The following is an 18586-nucleotide window of genomic DNA, read 5'->3' on the forward strand; positions in this document are numbered from 1 at the left end:
ACACAGCTCCGCAGACGCCAACCCATCCCCGCACTGCTTCCCATCGGCCGCCGATGAGTTTCGGTGTGCCGGACGGTCCAAGCCGGCACACCTCACAAAGGGAGAACCCGATGGGCAAGACGCGCTTGCATCCGATCACTCACATCGCCCGTCGCATGTTCGAGCTCCTGGAGCCGATCTGCCTGGTCACGTTCCTCGCCGACGAGTGCAACGAGGAACTGGCCGCACTCGGCCACCGCACCTACTGGGACGGCTACTTCGCCAGCCGCGCCGCACCACTGGGACGGGTGCCGGCCCAAGTCGTGCACGCAGCCTTCTACAGCTTCGCCGAAGGGGAGGCCGCACGGCACATCCCCAGCTCCTGGGAGACGATCTCGCCCGAGGCGTCCGTCGCCGCGCGGGAGCGGGGCAGCGCGGCCTCCCTACGGCGAATCCTCGGCGACGAGCTGGCCGAGTCCCCGGGCCTGGTACGCGCCGCGGACCTGACCACCAAGGCCGCGACGAGCGCCCCTACCGAAGGCCGGGTGATGTACGCCGGTATGCGCACCCTTGAGGTGCCCAGCGACCCCGTCGCCCGACTGTGGCATTCCGCGACCATGCTGCGCGAGCACCGCGGCGACGGGCACGTCGCCGCTCTCGTCGGCGCGGGCATCGGCGGCACGGAGGCCCACGTGCTCTGCGCTCTGGAGCAGGGCATCCACCCCCCGGAGTCGTTCGGACGCATCCATCACCTACCGAAAGAACGCCTGGCCGCAGTCATGGAAGGCATGCGCGAACGCGGACTCATCGACTTCGACGGCCACTTCACCGACGCAGGCCGCGCGCTCAAGCACCGCATCGAAACCCTCACCGACGAACTCGCCATCCCGCCCTACGACGCCTTGTCCTCCGCTGAACTCGACGAACTCTTCACCAACCTCGAACCCATCACCGCGGCCCTGGTGGCCACAGGCTCCCAGTGACACGCGGAAATCGCTACAGACCGTGAATCTTTCGGCGGAAATTCCGGAGGAGGTTGTCGCCTCTCTGACTCGAAGGCTCCCTGCCCGCGTATACGGGCAAGGCAGCCTGCTGCGGAGCCGCAGGTCAAGCGCCGGTTCGGACAGCCACTGCGGAATGTGCGGCAACTGACGCCGACTTGGCTGATGACATCCGGGAGTTCAGACCCCGGAGAGCCATCTCGCCGGACTTCACCTGCGCGGCTCGATGATCAGCGCCGTCGGCGGTGTCCGCCCTGCCGTCCGCCCTTGTTCCTGCTGGGTCGTCTGCCCTTGGCCTTGCCCGCTTGCCTGCCGGGAGCCTGCACGGGGCGCCCCCGCCAGTCGATGCTGTCGTCCTCCGACAGGCTCGCCGCGTACGAGAGGGCATGTTGGATCTGCCGCGACAACAGGCGTTGGGACTCCTCCGAGGGAAGCTCACTCTGCCAGGGGCGGAGCGAGTACCAACCCTGGCCCGGATCCGTCAGGGGCGGGCAGGGCTCTGCGCGTTCCAGGGGCTCGGCCGGCACTCCGGGAAGGCGTACCAGCAGGCTGCTCGTGCCCAGGGCGACGACCGCGGCAATGCCCTTGGCCGCAAGCACCGGCACCCCGAACGTGGCCAGGACGGGCCACCGGGGAGCGAGGTCCTCCAGTCTCTCCACCAGATCGGGGTGGGTATGGAGCTCCCACCCCTCGTAGGCGTAGGCGCCGCGCTCCTGTGGAGTGCCCTGCTGCCGCAACAGGGCGAGCAGCGCCGTGTTCTGAGGCAGGTCCGGCAGCGGCGTCATGACTCGACACGCTACGCGCCGTTTGGCGATGGGGGCAGTCGGTGCTCCTCCCCAGCAGGCTCACCGGGCTGCACCATTCGGCAGCACTGGTACGGCCGGTGGTGTCGGGCCGCTCCCGCCCTCCACCCGCCGCGGGGGCGAATCCGCAGTGCTCGACACCCTCGTGCTCGGGGCGAGGAAGTACTTCGGCGCCGCCTTCATCCAACGTCGCCCCGCAAGCCACGAGTTCCGGGGCGAGGAGACCGCCCGGCTTTCCCCGCTCGGGCACCGCGGCGGGCGAGAGCGAGAGTGAGTACCAGAGGCCGTCGGATCAATCCGTGACAGGCAGGCACTCGGTGAGCAGGGCGACGATGTCCCGCCATGCTCGCTGCGCGTGCCGCGGGTGGTGGCCGACGCCGGGAGGTGCGGGGTGGTCGACCGGTGGGTGGTGGAAGGCGTGAAGGGCTCCTCCGTAGACCACGAGGCGCCAGTCGACGCCCGCGTCCTGCATCTCCGCGGCGAACGCATCCCGTTGCGCGGGCGGCATGATCGGGTCCTCCGACCCGACCCCGGCCCACACCGGGCAGCGAATGCGCGCCGCCTCGCCCGGTCGGCCCGTGGTCAGTGCGTTGACTGTTCCGATCGCACGCAGGTCGACGCCATCGCGACCGAGTTCCAGCGCGACCGCGCCCCCGGTGCCGTATCCGATGGCTGCGGTCCGGTCGGGGTCGGTCCGCGGTTCGGCGCGCAGCACGTCGAGCGCGGCGTGACCGATTCCCCGCATACGGTCGGGATCGGCGAGCAGCGGCAGGCAGCGGTCCAGCATGTCCTCCGGGTCTTCCAGATAGCGTCCGCCGTGGAGGTCGAAGGCCAGCGCCACGTACCCCAGCTCGGCCAGAGCCTCGGCCCGCCGGCGTTCGACGTCGCTGAGCCCCATCCCCTCGGGTCCGATCAGGACTCCCGGCCGGCGCCCGGTACCGGCCGGGAGCGCGAGGTGTCCGATCATCGTCAGGTTGTCGGCCGGGTATGCGACCGTCCGGGTTGTCACCGTCGTCATGCGACGGGACGGTAACGACCGTTGCGCCCGCCCGGGGTGGCGTTCACCGGTGGCAGACAGCGGTCCGTCCCGACCACGTCACCCCGACGCGTCCAACGAACCCGTGCAATCCGGGGCTTCGCGGCGGCGCCAGGTCGTGCCGGCCGGCTGCCGTCGGCTCCCCCGCCGTTGTGAACGCACGGCCGCACACTGCCTCGCCTTCGTCGGCACAGCCGCAGCCCTCGTCGGCCACCGCCGGCTCGCCCGTCCGGGTGCGCCGGGGCATTCACGTCCCCGTCATGCTGTTCCTGGGCACCGAGGGCTGGTGGATCAACGGGCAGACCATCTTCGCCAACGGGGGCTCCACCGTTCGCTGAGCCGAACCCCTCTCGGGTGTCTGAGGCCCGTCCTCCGGACGGTGCAGGGACGGCGCAGCCAGGGAGCGTCTCCCCTTAGGCTTGGGCCATGACCATCTGGGTGCCGCGAACGGACGGCGGCCGACCCGAGGGCCGGTACTGCGCGCACGGCGATCAGCCCGAGCCGCCCCGGACGGCCGACGGCTGCCACGAGTGCACGGCCGCGGGCAGGCGGTGGGTCCACCTGCTGACGTGCCTCACGTGCGGACACCTCGGATGCTGCGACAGCTCTCCCGGCGCCCACGCCACCTCGCACCACGAGGAGAGTGGACATCCCGTGGCCAAGTCGGCCGAGCCGGGGGAGGAATGGGCGTGGTGCTACGTCGACGAGGTCTACCTGCGGCGGCGGTGACCGACGCATCCTCTTCGGCAGTGACTTCCCCCCCCTACGGGGTCCCGCCCCTCGCAGCAGTCTTCGACCGGCCTCCGGACGCGCACGGCGGGGCCGCGGACGAGCGGGGACCGCCTTCGGCCACGGCAACGCCGAGAAGGTCCGGCGCACGCCGCGCCCGGCGGGCGTGAGCCAGCGTGTCACGCGGTGTCGTCGTCGCCCGGGGGCCATCCTGGGGGCACGTGAGAGCGCGGGGTCAGCCGACGTGAAGGAGTCATGCGGGTGTCGTCTCAGGGCGTTACGACCGTGACCCTCCTGGCGGATCCGGACACGCCGACGGAGATCGCACGGCGTCTGGCCCGGGTGCTTCCCGCCCGGCTCGCCGGGAAGTCGGGCCGGGGGCGGCGCTTCGACGTACAGGTCGTCAGTGAGCCCTTCACGGCGGGGACCGAGGATCCGCCCACCTTGATGCGCCGGATCATCGACCGCAGAAACGAGGAGGGCTGGGACATCGTCGTGGCCCTCACCGACCTTCCGCTGCACTCGCACGGACGCAAACTCGTGGTGGATCTGAGTCACGAGCATCGCGTGGCGCTGCTGTCCCTTCCTCCGCTCGGCGGCCTGCGGCTGCGGACGAGAGCCCGGCAGGCGGTGGAGGAGGCCGTGCTGAGCCTCGCGGAGCCGCGGGGCGCCGAAGCCGGGGAACGGCGGTCCAGCCCGCCGCTGGGACGCTTCGCCGGTGGACTCGCGCCCATTCACCGGGACCATGTCGGTGAGGACGAGGCCGCCGATCTCCGGTACGTCGCCGGCGGGGCGCGCGGCTACCTGAGGGTGCTCGGCGGTATGGTCCGCGCCAACCGGCCGTGGCGGTTGGTGCCCGGGCTGTCGAAAGCCCTGGCGGCCGCGCTCGCCACGGGAGCCATCGCCACCGTGAACTCCACCGTCTGGAGCCTGGCCGGCTCCCTGAGCACACCGCGCCTCGTGATCGCCATGGTCGGATCCGTCGCGCTCATGATCGGCTGGCTGATCGTGGACGCGAGCCTGTGGCATCGGTCCAAGGACGCCTCGCCGGAGGAGAAGAAGAGGACGAGCCTGTACAACGCCTCGACGGTCCTGACCGTGGGGATCGGGGTGCTCGTCTGCTACGTGGGTCTGATGGCCGTCAATCTGCTGTGGGCGCTGTTCATCCTCAACGACCGTGTGTTCGCCGCCTTGACACGAAGTCCGCTGGAGGCCACGGACTACTGGACCCTGGCCTGGTTCGTCGCCTCGGTCGCCACGGTGGGCGGCGCGCTGGGGTCGGGCCTGGAGAGCGACGAGGCGATCCGGGCGGCCGCCTTCTCCAAGCGCGAACAGGAACGCCGCGACGCGCTGCGGGACCACGACGACGAGTAGGCGGTTTCCACAGCCCACTTCGTGTCGTCGGTTCAGCGACGTCACGGCCGAAAAATTCCGCTGATCCGTCAGTGCGCGGCGGTTTCGCACGCAAGCCGACGGGGACCCGTGCGGCACGCCACCACGGCGCCGGCACTCCGGCCGGCGGGTCGGCGGTGGCGTCACCGTTCCGCCCGTTCCGGGTGGACGGTCCGCACGGACATGCCGGAGTCAGCACCCCTGTGCGGTAGCGACGTTCGGGAGTCGGCTCTGTGCTCTGTCTCCTCACACCCGTGCTGCGGCCATGCCGGGGCACCGAGGGAAGTCATCATGAAAGCAGCGGTATACGACGGACCGCGAACGGTCACCGTGAAGGACGTACCGGACGCGAAGATCGAGCACCCCTGCGACATCATCGTCAAAATCACCACCACCAACATCTGCGGTTCGGACCTGCACATGTACGAAGGCCGTACCTCGTTCGAGTCCGGCCGCACCCTGGGCCACGAGAACATGGGCCAGGTCGTGGAAGTCGGCCCGGCCGTCCGCAAGGTCCAGGTCGGCGAGTACGTGGTGCTGCCCTTCAACATCGCCTGCGGCTTCTGCAAACAGTGCGAGAAGGGCCTGACCAACTACTGCCTGACCATGCAGCCGGAACCGGCCCTCGCGGGAGCCGCCTACGGATTCGCCGACATGGGCCCCTACCAGGGCGGCCAGGCGGAGCTGTTGCGCGTCCCCTACGGCGACTTCAACGCTCTGCGCCTGGGCGAGGACGCCGCCGAGCGGCAGACCGACTACGTGATGCTCGCCGACATCTTCCCCACCGGCTATCACGCCACCGAGATGGCCGACGTCAAACCGGGCGACCAGACCATCGTCTTCGGCGCCGGTCCCGTCGGGCTGATGGCGACCTACTCCGCCCTCCTCAAGGGCGCGGGCCGCGTCTGGACGGCCGACCATCACCCCGACCGGTTGCGCAAGGCGGAGGAGATCGGCGCCATCCCGATCAACACCGCCGAGCAGAACCCGGCGGAGGTCGTCAAGGAGGCCACCCTGGGGCTGGGCGCGGACAACGGCTGTGAGTGCGTCGGTTACCAGGCCCACGACCCGCAGGGGCACGAGGACGCCAGCCTCACCCTCAACGAACTGATCGACTCGGTCAGGTTCACGGGCGACATCGGCGTGGTGGGCGTGTTCCTCCCCGAAGACCCCGGCGGTGCCGAGGCCCAGGGGGAGCTGGAGGCGCACGGCAAGGTCCCGCTCGACTTCGGGATGATGTGGTTCAAGGGCCAGCAGATGGGGACCGGACAGGCACCGGTGAAGAGGTACAACCGCGCGCTGCGGGACCTGATCGCCGGCGGCAAGGCGAAGCCGAGCTTCGTCGTGTCCCATGAACTCGACCTGGACGAGGCCCCCACCGCCTACGAGCACTTCGACGCCCGTGACGAGGGCTGGACCAAGGTGGTCCTGCATCCCGACGGCCACCAGCAGTAACGACCCCGGGCCGCCGTCCGTCCGCTTCCCCGGCATGGCCGGACGACGAGCGGCGTCCGGCCCCGGCTCCGTCCGGGGGTGGACGAGCCGTCCTTTCCCGCGCTCCGGTCCTGCCGGAGCGGCGGCGCTCGCCCGCGTCCGGGCGGTAACCCTCACCAGCCTCGCACTCGAGGAGCGAACACCATGACACACGAACTCCGCGATCTGAAGGTCGCGATCCTGGCGGCCGACGGCGTCGAGCGTGTCGAGCTCGAACAGCCGCGTGGCGCTCTGTACGGCGCCGGCGCGACGACCGAGATCCTCTCCATCCATCCCGGCGAGATCCAGGCGCGGCAATGGGATCTGAACGCCGCGGGGACCTTCTCGGTCGACCGGCTCGTCTCCGACGCCTCCCCAGAGGAGTACGACGCCCTGCTGCTGCCGGGCGGCACCATGAACCCCGACCAGCTCCGGATGAACGAAGACGCCGTCGGGTTCGTCAAGGCCTTCGTGGCGACGGGGAAGCCCGTGGCCACGATCTGCCACGGCCCCTGGACCCTGGCGGAAGCCGATGTCGTACGCGGACGCCGGCTCACCTCATGGCCGAGCATCCGCACGGATCTGCGCAATGCGGGAGCCGAGGTCGTCGACGAGGAGGTCGTGATCGACGGCCAGTTCATCTCGAGCCGGTCGCCCGCGGACCTGCCTGCCTTCTGCGCCGCCGTGGTCGAGCGGTTCGCCCAGGCCGAGGCGCCGGTCTCCGGCGGCTAGCCGGGCGACGAGAGCAGCGCGCCAGGGGCTCGCGGGGCGTTCCACGGCTCGTGCGGCTACGGGGGCCTGGTGCGTCGCCTTCCAGAGAGGAACGACATCGTGAAAACGTCCACAGCGAACGGCGCGGTCTCCACCGTGGTCGGCATGGGAACCGACGCCCTGAATGCCGCGGTCTCAGCGGCCCGCCGCGCCGGCGAAGCCATCCGGTCAGGGGTTTCCCCCACCCGGGAGACCAGGCCCCGGTGGCACGTGATGACAGTGTGCGCGTCCGCGGAGGAGGTGGCGCCCGGCGGGAGACTGCCGGAGCCGCTCGCCCGGCTCGGCGACGCCGTAGACACCAAGTTGCGTCCCGCCCCGGGGGACCGGGGCACGGAACTGGCCTGCCGGTCGCACGACCGGGAACACGGCGGGCTGCGCGGGGCAGCCGAACGGGTGACCGGACACGACGCGGCCCTGGAACTGCGGACCGCGCTGCGGGAGGCCAAGTCGCTGGTCGAGACGGGGGAGATCCTCCTCCCCGCCCGCCGTCGACCAACCGGCCCACGATCACCGGGCGCCCGCTGGACAAGCTGATCGAACGGGGCCGGGGGGAGGGACGGCTGTGAAGGCACTGACCTGGCAGGGGACCAACGACCTGTCCGTCGAGCAGACGCCCGACCCCGCGATGCGCAACGAGCAGGACGCGATCGTGAAGGTGTCGCAGACCGTGACCTGCGGCTCGGACCTGCACCTGCTCGGCGGGTACATCCCGTTCATGAGGGCCGGCGACATCCTCGGCCACGAGTTCATCGGCGAGATCGTCGAAACCGGGCCCCAGGTGAAGCGGCACAAGGAGGGCGACCGCGTGGTGGTCTGCTCCTTCATCTCCTGCGGCCGCTGCTGGTACTGCAAGGAGGGTCTCTTCTCCCTGTGCGACAACGGCAACACCAATCCCGCCATCACCGAGCACCTCTGGGGTTCCGCCCCGGGCGGCTGCTACGGCTACTCCCACGCTCTGGGCGGCTTCGCCGGCAGCCATGCCGAGTACATCCGCGTTCCCTACGCCGACCAGGGTGCCTTCCCCGTGCCGGACTCGCTGGACGACACCACGGCGCTGTTCGCCTCCGACTCCGCGCCCACCGGGTGGATGGGGGCCGACCTCGGCGGGGTGAAGCCGGGCGACGTGGTCGCCGTATGGGGGTGCGGAGCGGTGGGCCAGATGGCCGCGCGGGCCGCGATACTGCTCGGCGCCGACCGGGTCATCGCCATCGACCGCCTCGACTACCGCCTGGAGATGACCCGTCGGCACATCGGCGCGGAGACTCTCGACTACGAGAAGACCGACGTCGACGCCGAACTGCGCGAGCGGAGCGGCGGTCGCGGCCCGGACGTGTGCATCGAGGCCGTCGGTATGGAAGCCCACAGCTCGGGAGCCCAGCAGCTCTACGACCAGACCAAGCAGCAGTTGCGCCTGCAGACCGACCGGTCCGCGGCCGTACGCCAGGCCGTCCAGTCGTGCCGCAAGGGCGGCAGCGTGTTCGTCCTCGGCGTCTTCGCTGGCTTCGTCGACAAATTCCCGCTCGGCGCGGTGATGAACAAGGGGCTGACCCTGCGCGGGGCCCAGCAGCACGGTCACCGCTACATCCCCATGCTCCTGGAGCGCATGGAAAGGGGCGAGCTGGAGACGGCCCACCTGGCCACCCACGTCATGTCCCTCGACGACGGGCCGGAGGGATATCACCTCTTCAAGGAGAAGCTCGACGGATGCGTACGCGCCGTCTTCCGGCCCGGCGGCTGACGAGGTGCCGGTCCCGGCTCGCGCCGCGGGGGTTCGGGGGTGGGCTGCTCGGCGGCGGGTGCGCCGGGCTCACCGAGTATCCCCCGGTCCGTGCCGGGCGTCCGGTGCGAAGGTGACCGTGTCCGCTGTCGGGGCGTTCAGCCGGGCCGGCCGAGTTCCGCCGCTGGACGGAGGTCGTCCTCCAGTCCTTCGGCCAGGGCTGCCCCGGCCAGTGCCCGTCCCAGCCGGGGCGCCTGTTTGAACAGGTTGTGCCCGGCGGCGAAGAAGATCCCGTCGGCTTCCCAGACCGCCATGCCGTCTTCGCTCCACGGCAGGCTCGTCACCCAGCAGTGCAGGTACTCGACGGGCTCGGGGTCGAGGCCGGGCAACGCGCGGGCGACGTAGTCGCGGGCGCGGTCGTTGAGCGCCGCCAGTGCTTCGGGGTCCGCGAAGCTGCCGTCCTCGCGGATTTCGACGGTCTGGCTGAGGCCCACCGCGTAGCGGCTGTTGCCGGGGTAGGGGGCCGCGTAGACGCCCACCTCGCCGAAGTCGCCGCTGCTGTCCTGCAGGCAGGCGACCCGTTCGGGGGGTGCTCCCCTGACCTGGAAGGTGAGGCGGACGTGGGCGGCCGGCTGCACGGGGAGCGAAAGCCCCACGTCGCGCGCGAGCCGCGCCGTGCCCAGGCCCGCGCACACGACGACCGTCGCGTACTCCTCGCGGCCCGCGGTGCTGCGCACCTCCACCGTTCCGTGGCCCGTGGGACGCAGCGAGATGACCTCCTCGGTGACCACGGAGTCACCCAGCGCGGCGGCCAGGCGCTCGACCGCGACCCGGGTGCGGATCGCACCGCCGTCCTCGTCGAGCATCGCTGGACCGCTGTAGTCGGCGAGCAGCGGCATGTGGGCGTGAACCTCGGCGCTGTCCAGGCTCCGGACCGTCATGCCGCCGACATCCCGCAGGGTGCGCAGCCTCCCGGGAACGGTGCCGCCCAGGGCGACCACCCCGTCCTGGGAGATCAGTTCGGCGCCCAGCCGGTCGGCCCACTCGTCCCAGACCGCGCGGCCCTGCCGGGTGAATTCGACCAGGCGGGCGTCGTCGTGCGCGTGGCGGAAGATGCGGGACTGACCGCTGGACTGTCCGTGACCCGGAAGCCCGCGTTCGTAGACCCTCGCCGTCGTTCCGCGTTCGGCCAGTGCGTAGGCGGTGCACAGGCCGACGATGCCTGCTCCGATCACGGCCACCTCGGGAACCCGGTCCATTCGATCGCCTCACTTCGCGTCCCGGAGCCGTCCCCCTGCGGACCGGGGGTCGGATGCGTCTGTCGCCGCCGCGAACTGGTGGGTGACTGGACACGGTGGGCGGCGTTGCCATGCTCTGCGTGAGGTGAGGGCGGAAACCGTGTCTTCTTCAGCCTCACACCGCCTGGCGATATGTCAACCGGCCGCCCCGGACGGCGGCCGGGCGCCGGCGCCGGAGACCCACGAACCGGTGCGGCCGCGGGCCGGGCGTCACAGGAAGCGCCTCACCGGCGTGACGGCGGCCTCCTTCAGCCGCTGGAGGGCGGCTCTGCGCCGCCATCTGGCGAGGTCGATGGCCACGCTGTTCTCCAGGTCGGCGTCGTAGTCGCGGTCGAGGGCTGCGGTGAAGTCCTCGTCCAGTACGGCGAGCATGACCTCCTCGTCGTGGTCCATGGAGCGGCGGTTGAAGTTGGTGGAGCCGATCAGGGACGCCACCGAGTCCACGGTGATGATCTTGGCGTGCATCATCGTCGGCTGGTACTGGCGGATGTCGACGCCCGCGCGCAGCAGCTTGGAGTAGTGGTGCTGTCCGGCGAGCTGGCAGGCCCGCTGGTCGGTGTACGGGCCGGGCAGCAGGATCTCCACCTTGACGCCCCGGCGGGCGGTGCGGCACAGCAGGTCGATGAAGTAGTCGTCGGGGGCGAAGTAGGCCGTGGCCAGGCGGAACCGCTCCTCGGCGGAGGTGAGCATGACCCGGATCAGGGTCTGCATGTCCTGCCAGCCGATGCTGGCCGATCCGCGCACGACCTGGACGACGGAGCCGCCGATCTGCTCGTGCCCGGTGAATCGGTCGCGGTCGTCGAAGAGTTCGTCGTGGCACTCGGCCCAGTTCTGGGCGAAGGCGGCGGCGATCCCGTCGACCGCCGGTCCCCGCACCTGGACGTGGGTGTCGCGCCACTCGCCGGGGTTGCGGGCGTCGCCGCACCACTCCTCCGCGATGCCGACGCCGCCGGTGAAGGCGGTGTGCTCGTCCACGATCAGGGCCTTGCGGTGGCAGCGGTGGTTCTGCTTGAAGGGCGAGAGCCAGACGGGCTTGCGGAACCAGGCGACCTGGACCCCGGCCTCGTCCATGAGGTCCAGCAGCCCTCGCTCGATCCGCTGGGCGCCGAACCCGTCGAGCAGCAGCCGTACCCGGACGCCGTCCCGTGCCCGTGTGGCGAGGGCTTCGGCGAAGTCACGGGCGATCTGGCCGCGCCAGTACACGAAGGTCATCATGTCGATGGTGTGCCGTGCGGAGCTGATGGCCTTGAGCATGGCGGGGAAGATGGCACGGCCGTTGCGCAGTGGGACCAGTTCGTTCCCCTCGGTCGCGGCCACCCCGATCAGCCGCTCCAGGCGGCGGCGCAGGCGCTGTTTGCGGGCTTCGACGCCCGAAGAGTCGCCGGGTGCGAGACCTACCGGTATGCCGTCGAGGGTCACAGCGAATTCTCCAGTTGTGCCGTGGGGCGGATCGGATCGGGACGGCCGGTGGTGACCCCCCGACGACCCTCATGCCCGGTACGCGGCCCGTCATCCCGCGCCCGTGCGCATCCTGCCCGTCGGGCGGGCCGAGGGTCGCGTACCTGATTCCGCTCGCACCGGGGGCTATGGCCGGCTGTGCGCGCTGCGGGCCCGCTGCTTCAGTTCGATGACGGTCGCCACGGCGTGCAGCCATGTCGCCGCCGTGTCGTCGGCGGTGAGGCCGCCCCCGAGTTCGGTGGCGGCGCGCAGCCACTGTCGTACGAGGGCGGCGGCGTCCAGGCGGGGCAACAGCTCGGGCAGGTCCGCGGCGCGGGCGACTCCGCCGGCGTGGACCGTCTGCGCGAGGAAGGCGACCGAGCGGGGTTCGGTGCCGAGGCGGTCGAGGAGGACGGCGGCCGCTGCCGCGCCGTCACCGAACAAGGCGGTGCGGCGGGGTCCGGGGGCGGCGGTGAGGCCGTGGCGCAGGAGGTCGGTGATGTCGAGCCGGGCCAGCTCGTCGTCCGTGCGGTTCGGCGGATGCGGGGTGTCGGCGTTCACGGCGGTGCCTCGGGTCATCGGACGGTGACGGTGTAGGTGATGCGCTCGGGGGCCGTGGCCGGGCCGGCGGAGGCGCCGGTGGTCGCGGCGGGGCTGCCGGAAACTCCCGTCGTCGCGGGGGGCTTGGTGGAGGTGTTGCCCTGGCAGGTGGTGAACGTGCAGTGCAGCAGCGTGAAGTGGGTCGTCCCCCTGCCCTTCGCCTCGAAGGTGAAGGTGAGCCGGCGGGCGGCACCGGCCGTCGTCCCGTCGCCGGAGTCCGGCGCGGCGGCCCCGCCCCGGCTGACCAGCACCGAGCTGTCCGGCTCGGGGGCGACCAGGTACCAGTACTCGCGGGTGGAGGCGTTCTGGTCGACGGTGAGCGTGAAGCGCTCGCCCGGTGCGGCGCTGATGCTGGTGTCCCGCACCGAGTGGCTCGTCGACCGGCTCGGGGCGCCCGCCGTGCTCGTGGGCCCACCGGCCCGGTCGCCGCCCGAGCCGCAGCCCGTGGCGAGAGCGAGGAGCGCGGCCGTCGCGAAGACCGCGGCACCGCCCCGGTTACTGCGGAAGGTAGACGCTGTACGCGTTGGGGAGATCACTGTTGGAAGCCTTGCCCATGTGGCCGTTGATGAAGTCGTCCTCGCTGACCCAGGTGGTCTCGCCCCAGGGGTTGTACACCTGAAGCATGTCACCCTCCTGGGCGATGATGGTCATCGCGTGGGCGCCCTCCTTGCCCGAGACGTCGACCGGCACCGGCCGCCCCTGCGCCACCGACTTCTCCACGTCGGTGAGGACGGCCCTGCGGTCGGCGGCGCTGTCCAGGTCCTGGCGTGAGTAGTCGGTGCCGGTGGCGCTGCCGACGTGGGTGTCGTTGATGCGTTCCTGGCCCTCGGGCCCCATGCCGCCCCAGTTCTTGCCGCCCTCGCCCTCGGTGTGCAGCCGGTGCTGTTCGGCCACCAGGCGCTGCCGGAAGGCGTCGGGGTCGTCCTGCTGTCCGTCGGGGCCGCCGGTGAGGCCGAGCGCGTACACGGGGTCGACCATCGCGCGGGACGTGACGGTGGAGGAGGCCACGCAGGTGCCCTCGGAGCCGTCGCCGCCCTGGATCCAGCGCTGGCCGTCGAACGTGACGTAGTCCTTGTTGTTGTTCGAGCCGTCCGGCGCCAGGCCCTCGTCCTTCATGCCGTCCTTGGCGGTGACCACCGGAGTGAGGTGGCGGCGCAGCCAGGCGGGGTCCTTGCCGTGGATCTTGGCCTGGAACTGTTCGATCTCGGTGACGCTGTGCCCCGCGGCCAGGGCCTTCATCAGATAGGCCCGTTCCTGCGGGCTGTCCGACTTCGCCAGCATCCGCTCCATGGCCGTCTCGTCGTCCAGGCTCAGCAGGTCCATGCGCGCCGACGCCCGGGAGAGGTCCCCCGCCGTGAGGATCTCGTTCAGGTCGGTGTCGGCGCCCGCGACGCCGGTGTCGGCGAGCATCAGCTTGTCCACGGCGGTGAGTTCGCTGGTCTCCATCGTGCCGACGCGCGCTTCGGAGGCCCACTTGTTCAGGTCCCGGGCCGCGACGCGGGTGGCCTCCTGGGCGTCGGCCACGGCGGCGTGCATCAGGTCGACAGCCGAGGAACCGAAGTGGGCCGCGTTCTTGCGGTCCCACTCCTCCTCGTCGTTCTCGTGGAGGTCGTCGAAGAAGCCGTCCTTGCCGCCCAGCATCTTCTTCTGTTCCAGCAGTTGTCCGCGCCCCTGCTCGTCCTTGAGCTGTGCGGCGCCGATCGCGTCGGCCAGCGTCAGCAGCACGGTCGCGCAGCCCTGGAACGCCTCGCCCATCCGGGTCACCGACCGCCCGGCGGCGTTCACCACGTCGGAGGCGAGGACGCTCGTGTCGCCGACCCACACCTCCGGAAGCCCCTTGCGGCCCACCCGGTCGACCTGGTCGAAGACGCCGCCGACCGGGTCGACCTGGCCGCGGTAGAGCGCGGCGAGACCCTCCAACACGCCCTGGTCGCCGCCCGGTCGGGGTACCGAGAGCGCTTCGTCGATGAGGTCGAGGACCTCGTTCTTGGTCCCGGCGCCGAGCAGCTTCTTGGACAGCCCCGCGAGCCATTCGAGGCGGAGGGAGGGCGAGTCGAAAGGAGAGGAGAAGAAGGACATCGACCCGTCGCTCAGTAGCTCGCGAGGACCGACGTGCGGCCGCTCGTGTCGGTGGGACCGCTCGCGCCGCCCGCGGGAACGCTGTCGACGTTCGCCCGCACCAGGCCGTCGGTGCCGTGGTACGTCTTCTTGGTCGACTGCACCTTGTCGCCCAGCTCGTGCAACGCCGACGCCAGCGCCTTGGCCTCCGCCTCCCACGCCGTGACGAAGGCGTTGAGCGCGGCAGCCGCGTCATGGCCGCCGGTGTCGTCGTAGGAGTGGCTGGTGCGGGACCGGACGGCCGAGCCGACCCCGTCCATGTCCGTGCCCGCGTCGTCGAGTTGCCTGGCCTGGCCGGTCATGCCGGCCTTGACCCGATAGCCGTCCGAACCCATCGTCACTCCCCCGAATGTATGACCATGGACACGCTAACACTCGCGGTCCGTACGGCTGTGCGGCCTCGACGGCGCGGACGTGGCGGGCGTGGACCCGCCGGACGGCATCTCCGTCCGGCTCAGTCCGCGCACACGAAGCTGGACGCGCTGTCCGGATCACCGGCCCGGTACCTGGGCCAGCCCGGGTACTCGCACAGGGGACGCGTGCGGTCGTGGAGGGTGTCGGACACGACCTCGTCGGCCGGCGGCTCGTCCTTTTCGACCCAGTGTTCGAGCGCGGAGAGCGAGTCCGTGGCGGCGGCGAACGCGGGGGCGCCGAAGTTGGCGTGGTTCGCGCCCGGCACGACGTAGTACCGCAGGAACGAGTGGGTCGGTCCGGCGCCCAGGGTGGCGCGGACCCGCTGGTAGTAGTCGGTCGTCGAGTACGGGGAGACGAGTTCGTCCGCGGCACCGTGGAGGAGGATCAACTTGCCTCCGGCGTGGGCGAATGCGCCGAGATCGGTGACGTTGCGGTCCTGGATCGTGGACAGTTGGCTGATCCGGGCGAGCCACTTGCCCGGGCGCTGCGGATCGACGGCAAGGGAGTTGTGCCCGGGGTCGCGGGTGAGGAAGTATTTGACCCATTGATCCCAGAACTGCATGCCGTAACCGCTCGTCACCGGCATGGGGTTGGCGGGCGCGGTGGTGCCGAAGCCGAGGAACGGGGTCCGCATGTCCGCCCCCGAGAGGAACGGGAAGCCGGGATACCCGGTCTCGCCGCTGGCGATCCGGTACGGCCATCTGAACGGCGACGACATGGCGGTCACGGCCTCGATCTGCGCGTCGGACAGGCAGTTCGGTCCTGTGCCGGTGCCCTTCGGACAGCGCAGCCTGTGGGGATCGAAGTGACAACCGCCCGGATTCGAGACGACGCCGTCCTTGACGCCGTCCAGCCCGTCACACGCCTGGACGACCCCGTCGTGGAGGAGCTTCTGCTGATCGACTCCGGGGAACGCGCCGGGGCGGGACAGGACGTGGACCAGGTGTCCCAGGTACAGCATCTCGCTGAGGTTGTTCCAGGCGGGGAAGGCGGAGATCACGCCGTCGAACGCGGTCGGCCACCGCTGGGCCACGACGAGCGCTTCCCGGCCGCCTGTCGAGCCTCCCGAGAAGTAGATCTCGGCCGGGTCCGCCCCGTAGGCGTGGCGGACGAGGAACAGGCTGGCGTCGCGTGTCTTCTTGAGCGCGTCACCGGCGGCGAAGTTGTTCAGGGCCTCGTCGTTCACGCCGAAGGAGCCGTCCAGCGACGGAGGGGCCGTCGGGCTCTGCTGGTGCCCCGAGTCACTGGCGAACGTCACGTACCGCCGGGCCAGCGGCGCCGGTTGACCGGTGGGACCGAACGGCACGTTGGCCGTGAGGTCGGGGATGGTGCCGTTGTAGCCGCCCCCGCCGAACATCAGCGCCTTGCCGTTCCAGTCGTACGGCAGGGCGACGCGCATCTTGATGGCGGGCGCGGCCGGATCGACGGGAAGGATGTCGGCGTCGGCCTGGCAGTACGTGATCGTCTCGCCGCTGACGAGGCTGGTTTCGACCGCGGCGGAGGTGACGTGGCCGCCGGTGGTCGGCAGGCTCATGGCCGACGCCGGGATCTCCATGCCGTCCAGCCCGTCGCACGCGGGTGCCGTCGCCGTACGACCGGCGCCGGGTGGGCTCGTCGCCGTCGCCGCCCCGGCCCCGAGGACCTGACTCGTGCCCACCAGCACAACCATGGACGCCAGCACGCCGAACCGGCGAACCGTCGTGCCGCTCAAGGATGTTCTCCTCACGATGACCTCTTCCTCGAAGTCGAGCGCGCGCAGAGATACGGGACCGGGACGGCACGGGAAGCCGCCGTAGGCGCGGGCGGGGTTGGTCCCGGTCGGACGCCGCGCCGGCGAGAGGCGTTGCCGTGCGTGCCGCCGTCGCCGAAAGCGCGCAGCGGTGATGACGGTGAGATTAAGGCGCCGTTACGCTGTGGTTGAGGTGTGGGTCACCCACACCTCGCACCGTTCCGGTGGGAGTTTCTCCCACCCGCCCGCAGGGGGACGACACTGTGGTCAGCGAACCCGGCAGCGAGACGGAGACGTTCTCGCTCGTGCGCCGACAGCGCGAACTGGCGTCGTTGTACGCGACGGCCAAGTCCCTCACCGCGCTGGGCGAGTTGGACGAGGTGCTGCGCTCGATCGTCCACCACGCCCACGAACTGATCGGCACCGACTTCACCTATCTCTCCCTGGTCGGCGCGGACGGCAGGCTGTCGGCCAGGGCGTCGGAGGGAACGGTCTCCGCCTCGTTCCTCGCGGCGGGCATTCCGGCCGGAGCGGGGCTCGGGGGCAAGGTGCTCGCCTCCCGGAGCCCGCACTGGGTGAGCAACTACGCCGCCGCGACGCTGATCGAGCACGACCCCGAGTTCGACCGCCTGGTCGCGGCCGAGGAGCTGGTCGCGCTCCTCGGTGTGCCCCTGGTCATCCGGGGTGAGGCGGTGGGCGCCCTGTTCGCCGCGGACCGCTCCGAGCGGTCGTTCCAGGCCGACGAGGCCGCCCTGCTGAGCGCGTTCGCCGACCACGCCGCCGTCGCTCTCGACAACGCCCGTCTCTACGAGGCGAGCCGGACCGCCCTGCGGGAGCTGCGCGTGGCGTACGGGCGGATCGAGCGGCACATGGCCGTGATGCAGCGGGCGCAGGAGATCCACGAAGCCCTGACCGGTGTGGTGCTGGAGGGCGGCGCCCCGGACGATGTCGCCCAACTCCTCGCGGACCGGCTCGGCGGCAGCGTCACCCTGCTGGACCGGTCCGGCACCGTCCTCGTCCACCGGGACTCGGCGTCGAGTCCGTGCCGGACTCCCGCGGGGACGGCGCTGGCGGATGCCGTCGAGGAGGCGTGCCGTACGGGTCGCTGCGCGATCTCGGCCGACGCCGACGGCACCACCGTCCACAGTGTGGCCTCCGTCCAGGCGGGCGACCACCGGCTCGGCGCGCTGGCATGGAGCCGGACCACGGCCGCCGGCGACGACGGGCCGGACGACACGGATCTGCGGACCCTGGAACGGGCCACCCACATCCTCGGCCTGCTGACGCTCAAGGAGCGGGCCGTGGCCGAGGCGGGCGAGCGGCTGAGCGGAGAGCTGCTGACCGAGCTCATGACGGGAAGCCCCGGGATCAGCCCCGCCCAGCGCGCCCGTGCGCGGGCCCGCGGCATCGACCCGGACCGTCTGGACCTGGTCCTCGTCGCGGACTCCCCCGCGGTGGCGTCGGCCGACCTCCTGCGTCACCTGCACGACATCGCCCGGGACCGCTCCGGACTGGCCGGCGAGCATCTGGGCAAGGCGACGGTGATCCTCCACAGCACGGAGGACGACCGGACCGTCGAGGACGTCCACCGCCGTCTGCGTCGCGCGCTCGGCGCCCCCGTCCTCGTCGTCGGCGAACGGGTGTCCCGCCACGACTGGTCACGCGCCTTCTCGCTGGCCGGCCGCTGCGCCGCCGTGGTGCGGGCGCTGGACCACACCGACCTGGGCACCACCACGGGCAGGTACGCCCTCTACGCCATGGTCTTCGACCCCGACCGGGTCCACGAACTGGACCGGTTCGTCTCCGGCTCCATAGGTCCGCTCCTCGACTACGACCGCCGCCGCGGCACCGAACTCGTCGAGACGCTCGGCACGTACTACGAACACCGTGCCAACGTGGCGGCGACCGCCCGCGCGTTGTACGTGCACGTCAATACGCTGGTCAAGCGACTGGACCGGGCCGGCAGCGTCCTCGGTCTCGACTGGCGCCACGGGAACGACCTCGAACTGCGGCTCGGGCTGCGGCTGCACCGGCTCAGAACGCTCGCGCACACGCCCGCGTGATCCCCGCGCCGCTCGTGTGCGGCCCG

At 71.1% G+C, this 18586-nt stretch carries 17 protein-coding genes; 8 read left to right on the forward strand and 9 right to left on the reverse strand.

From position 1 onward, the window contains the following. Positions 1 to 110: 110 nt before the first annotated feature. Complete coding sequence (locus tag ACWEEU_RS21850) at positions 111 to 962, forward strand: SCO6745 family protein (RefSeq protein ID WP_451734371.1); 852 nt, start codon at positions 111 to 113, stop codon at positions 960 to 962. Between the two features lie 248 nt (positions 963 to 1210). Here ACWEEU_RS21850 and ACWEEU_RS21855 read toward each other — a convergent pair whose 3' ends face one another. Continuing rightward, on the reverse strand, positions 1211 to 1765 hold the full coding sequence (locus ACWEEU_RS21855) for a hypothetical protein (protein ID WP_451734373.1): 555 nt from the start codon (positions 1763 to 1765) through the stop codon (positions 1211 to 1213). Between the two features lie 310 nt (positions 1766 to 2075). Next, the gene (locus ACWEEU_RS21860; RefSeq protein WP_451734375.1) at positions 2076 to 2801 is read right to left on the reverse strand and encodes a dienelactone hydrolase family protein; all 726 of its coding nucleotides are present in this window, start codon (positions 2799 to 2801) and stop codon (positions 2076 to 2078) included. A gap of 444 nt (positions 2802 to 3245) precedes the next feature. Between ACWEEU_RS21860 and ACWEEU_RS21865 the strand changes: the two genes are divergently transcribed. The 6 genes from ACWEEU_RS21865 (at position 3246) to ACWEEU_RS21890 (ending at position 8922) form a co-directional block, all read left to right on the forward strand. Further along, positions 3246 to 3548, forward strand: coding sequence for a UBP-type zinc finger domain-containing protein (locus ACWEEU_RS21865; protein WP_385740879.1), 303 nt, complete (start codon positions 3246 to 3248; stop codon positions 3546 to 3548). A gap of 255 nt (positions 3549 to 3803) precedes the next feature. Then, the gene (locus ACWEEU_RS21870; protein WP_451734377.1) at positions 3804 to 4922 is read left to right on the forward strand and encodes a hypothetical protein; all 1119 of its coding nucleotides are present in this window, start codon (positions 3804 to 3806) and stop codon (positions 4920 to 4922) included. 309 nt (positions 4923 to 5231) lie between these two features. Beyond that, positions 5232 to 6395 (forward strand): glutathione-independent formaldehyde dehydrogenase, encoded by a 1164-nt coding sequence (locus ACWEEU_RS21875; protein ID WP_385740873.1) that lies wholly within the window; start codon positions 5232 to 5234, stop codon positions 6393 to 6395. A 183-nt stretch (positions 6396 to 6578) separates the two neighbouring features. Continuing rightward, the gene (locus ACWEEU_RS21880) at positions 6579 to 7145 is read left to right on the forward strand and encodes a type 1 glutamine amidotransferase domain-containing protein (RefSeq protein WP_451734380.1); all 567 of its coding nucleotides are present in this window, start codon (positions 6579 to 6581) and stop codon (positions 7143 to 7145) included. A gap of 252 nt (positions 7146 to 7397) precedes the next feature. Beyond that, positions 7398 to 7718, forward strand: a complete 321-nt coding sequence (locus ACWEEU_RS21885; RefSeq protein WP_451734382.1) for a hypothetical protein — start codon at positions 7398 to 7400, stop codon at positions 7716 to 7718. Positions 7719 to 7746: 28 nt separating this feature from the next. Further along, positions 7747 to 8922, forward strand: coding sequence for a zinc-dependent alcohol dehydrogenase (locus tag ACWEEU_RS21890; protein ID WP_385740864.1), 1176 nt, complete (start codon positions 7747 to 7749; stop codon positions 8920 to 8922). Positions 8923 to 9059: 137 nt separating this feature from the next. Here the strand turns inward: ACWEEU_RS21890 and ACWEEU_RS21895 are convergent, their stop codons facing one another. The 7 genes from ACWEEU_RS21895 to ACWEEU_RS21925 form a co-directional block, all read right to left on the reverse strand. Next, on the reverse strand, positions 9060 to 10160 hold the full coding sequence (locus ACWEEU_RS21895) for an NAD(P)/FAD-dependent oxidoreductase (RefSeq protein ID WP_451734384.1): 1101 nt from the start codon (positions 10158 to 10160) through the stop codon (positions 9060 to 9062). A 249-nt stretch (positions 10161 to 10409) separates the two neighbouring features. Beyond that, the gene (locus tag ACWEEU_RS21900) at positions 10410 to 11618 is read right to left on the reverse strand and encodes a phospholipase D-like domain-containing protein (RefSeq protein ID WP_385740858.1); all 1209 of its coding nucleotides are present in this window, start codon (positions 11616 to 11618) and stop codon (positions 10410 to 10412) included. 165 nt (positions 11619 to 11783) lie between these two features. Continuing rightward, positions 11784 to 12215 carry a hypothetical protein gene (locus ACWEEU_RS21905; protein WP_451734386.1) on the reverse strand — a complete coding sequence of 144 codons (432 nt, stop codon included), beginning with the start codon at positions 12213 to 12215 and terminating at the stop codon, positions 11784 to 11786. Next, complete coding sequence (locus ACWEEU_RS21910; protein WP_451734388.1) at positions 12212 to 12601, reverse strand: protease inhibitor I42 family protein; 390 nt, start codon at positions 12599 to 12601, stop codon at positions 12212 to 12214. Before ACWEEU_RS21910 ends, ACWEEU_RS21905 begins: the two co-directional genes overlap by 4 nt. A gap of 130 nt (positions 12602 to 12731) precedes the next feature. Further along, positions 12732 to 14315, reverse strand: coding sequence for a peptidoglycan-binding protein (locus tag ACWEEU_RS21915; protein ID WP_385740850.1), 1584 nt, complete (start codon positions 14313 to 14315; stop codon positions 12732 to 12734). A gap of 11 nt (positions 14316 to 14326) precedes the next feature. Further along, positions 14327 to 14689: a hypothetical protein gene (locus ACWEEU_RS21920; protein ID WP_385740963.1), complete on the reverse strand. Its 363-nt coding sequence runs from the start codon at positions 14687 to 14689 to the stop codon at positions 14327 to 14329. 119 nt (positions 14690 to 14808) lie between these two features. Further along, complete coding sequence (locus tag ACWEEU_RS21925) at positions 14809 to 16479, reverse strand: tannase/feruloyl esterase family alpha/beta hydrolase (protein ID WP_451734390.1); 1671 nt, start codon at positions 16477 to 16479, stop codon at positions 14809 to 14811. Positions 16480 to 16760: 281 nt separating this feature from the next. On the opposite strand from ACWEEU_RS21925, the gene ACWEEU_RS21930 reads away from it, so the two are divergent. After that, the gene (locus ACWEEU_RS21930) at positions 16761 to 18560 is read left to right on the forward strand and encodes a helix-turn-helix domain-containing protein (RefSeq protein WP_451734392.1); all 1800 of its coding nucleotides are present in this window, start codon (positions 16761 to 16763) and stop codon (positions 18558 to 18560) included. The last annotated feature ends 26 nt before the right edge of the window (positions 18561 to 18586 follow it).

It is taken from the genome of Streptomyces sp. NPDC005004, assembly GCF_053600675.1.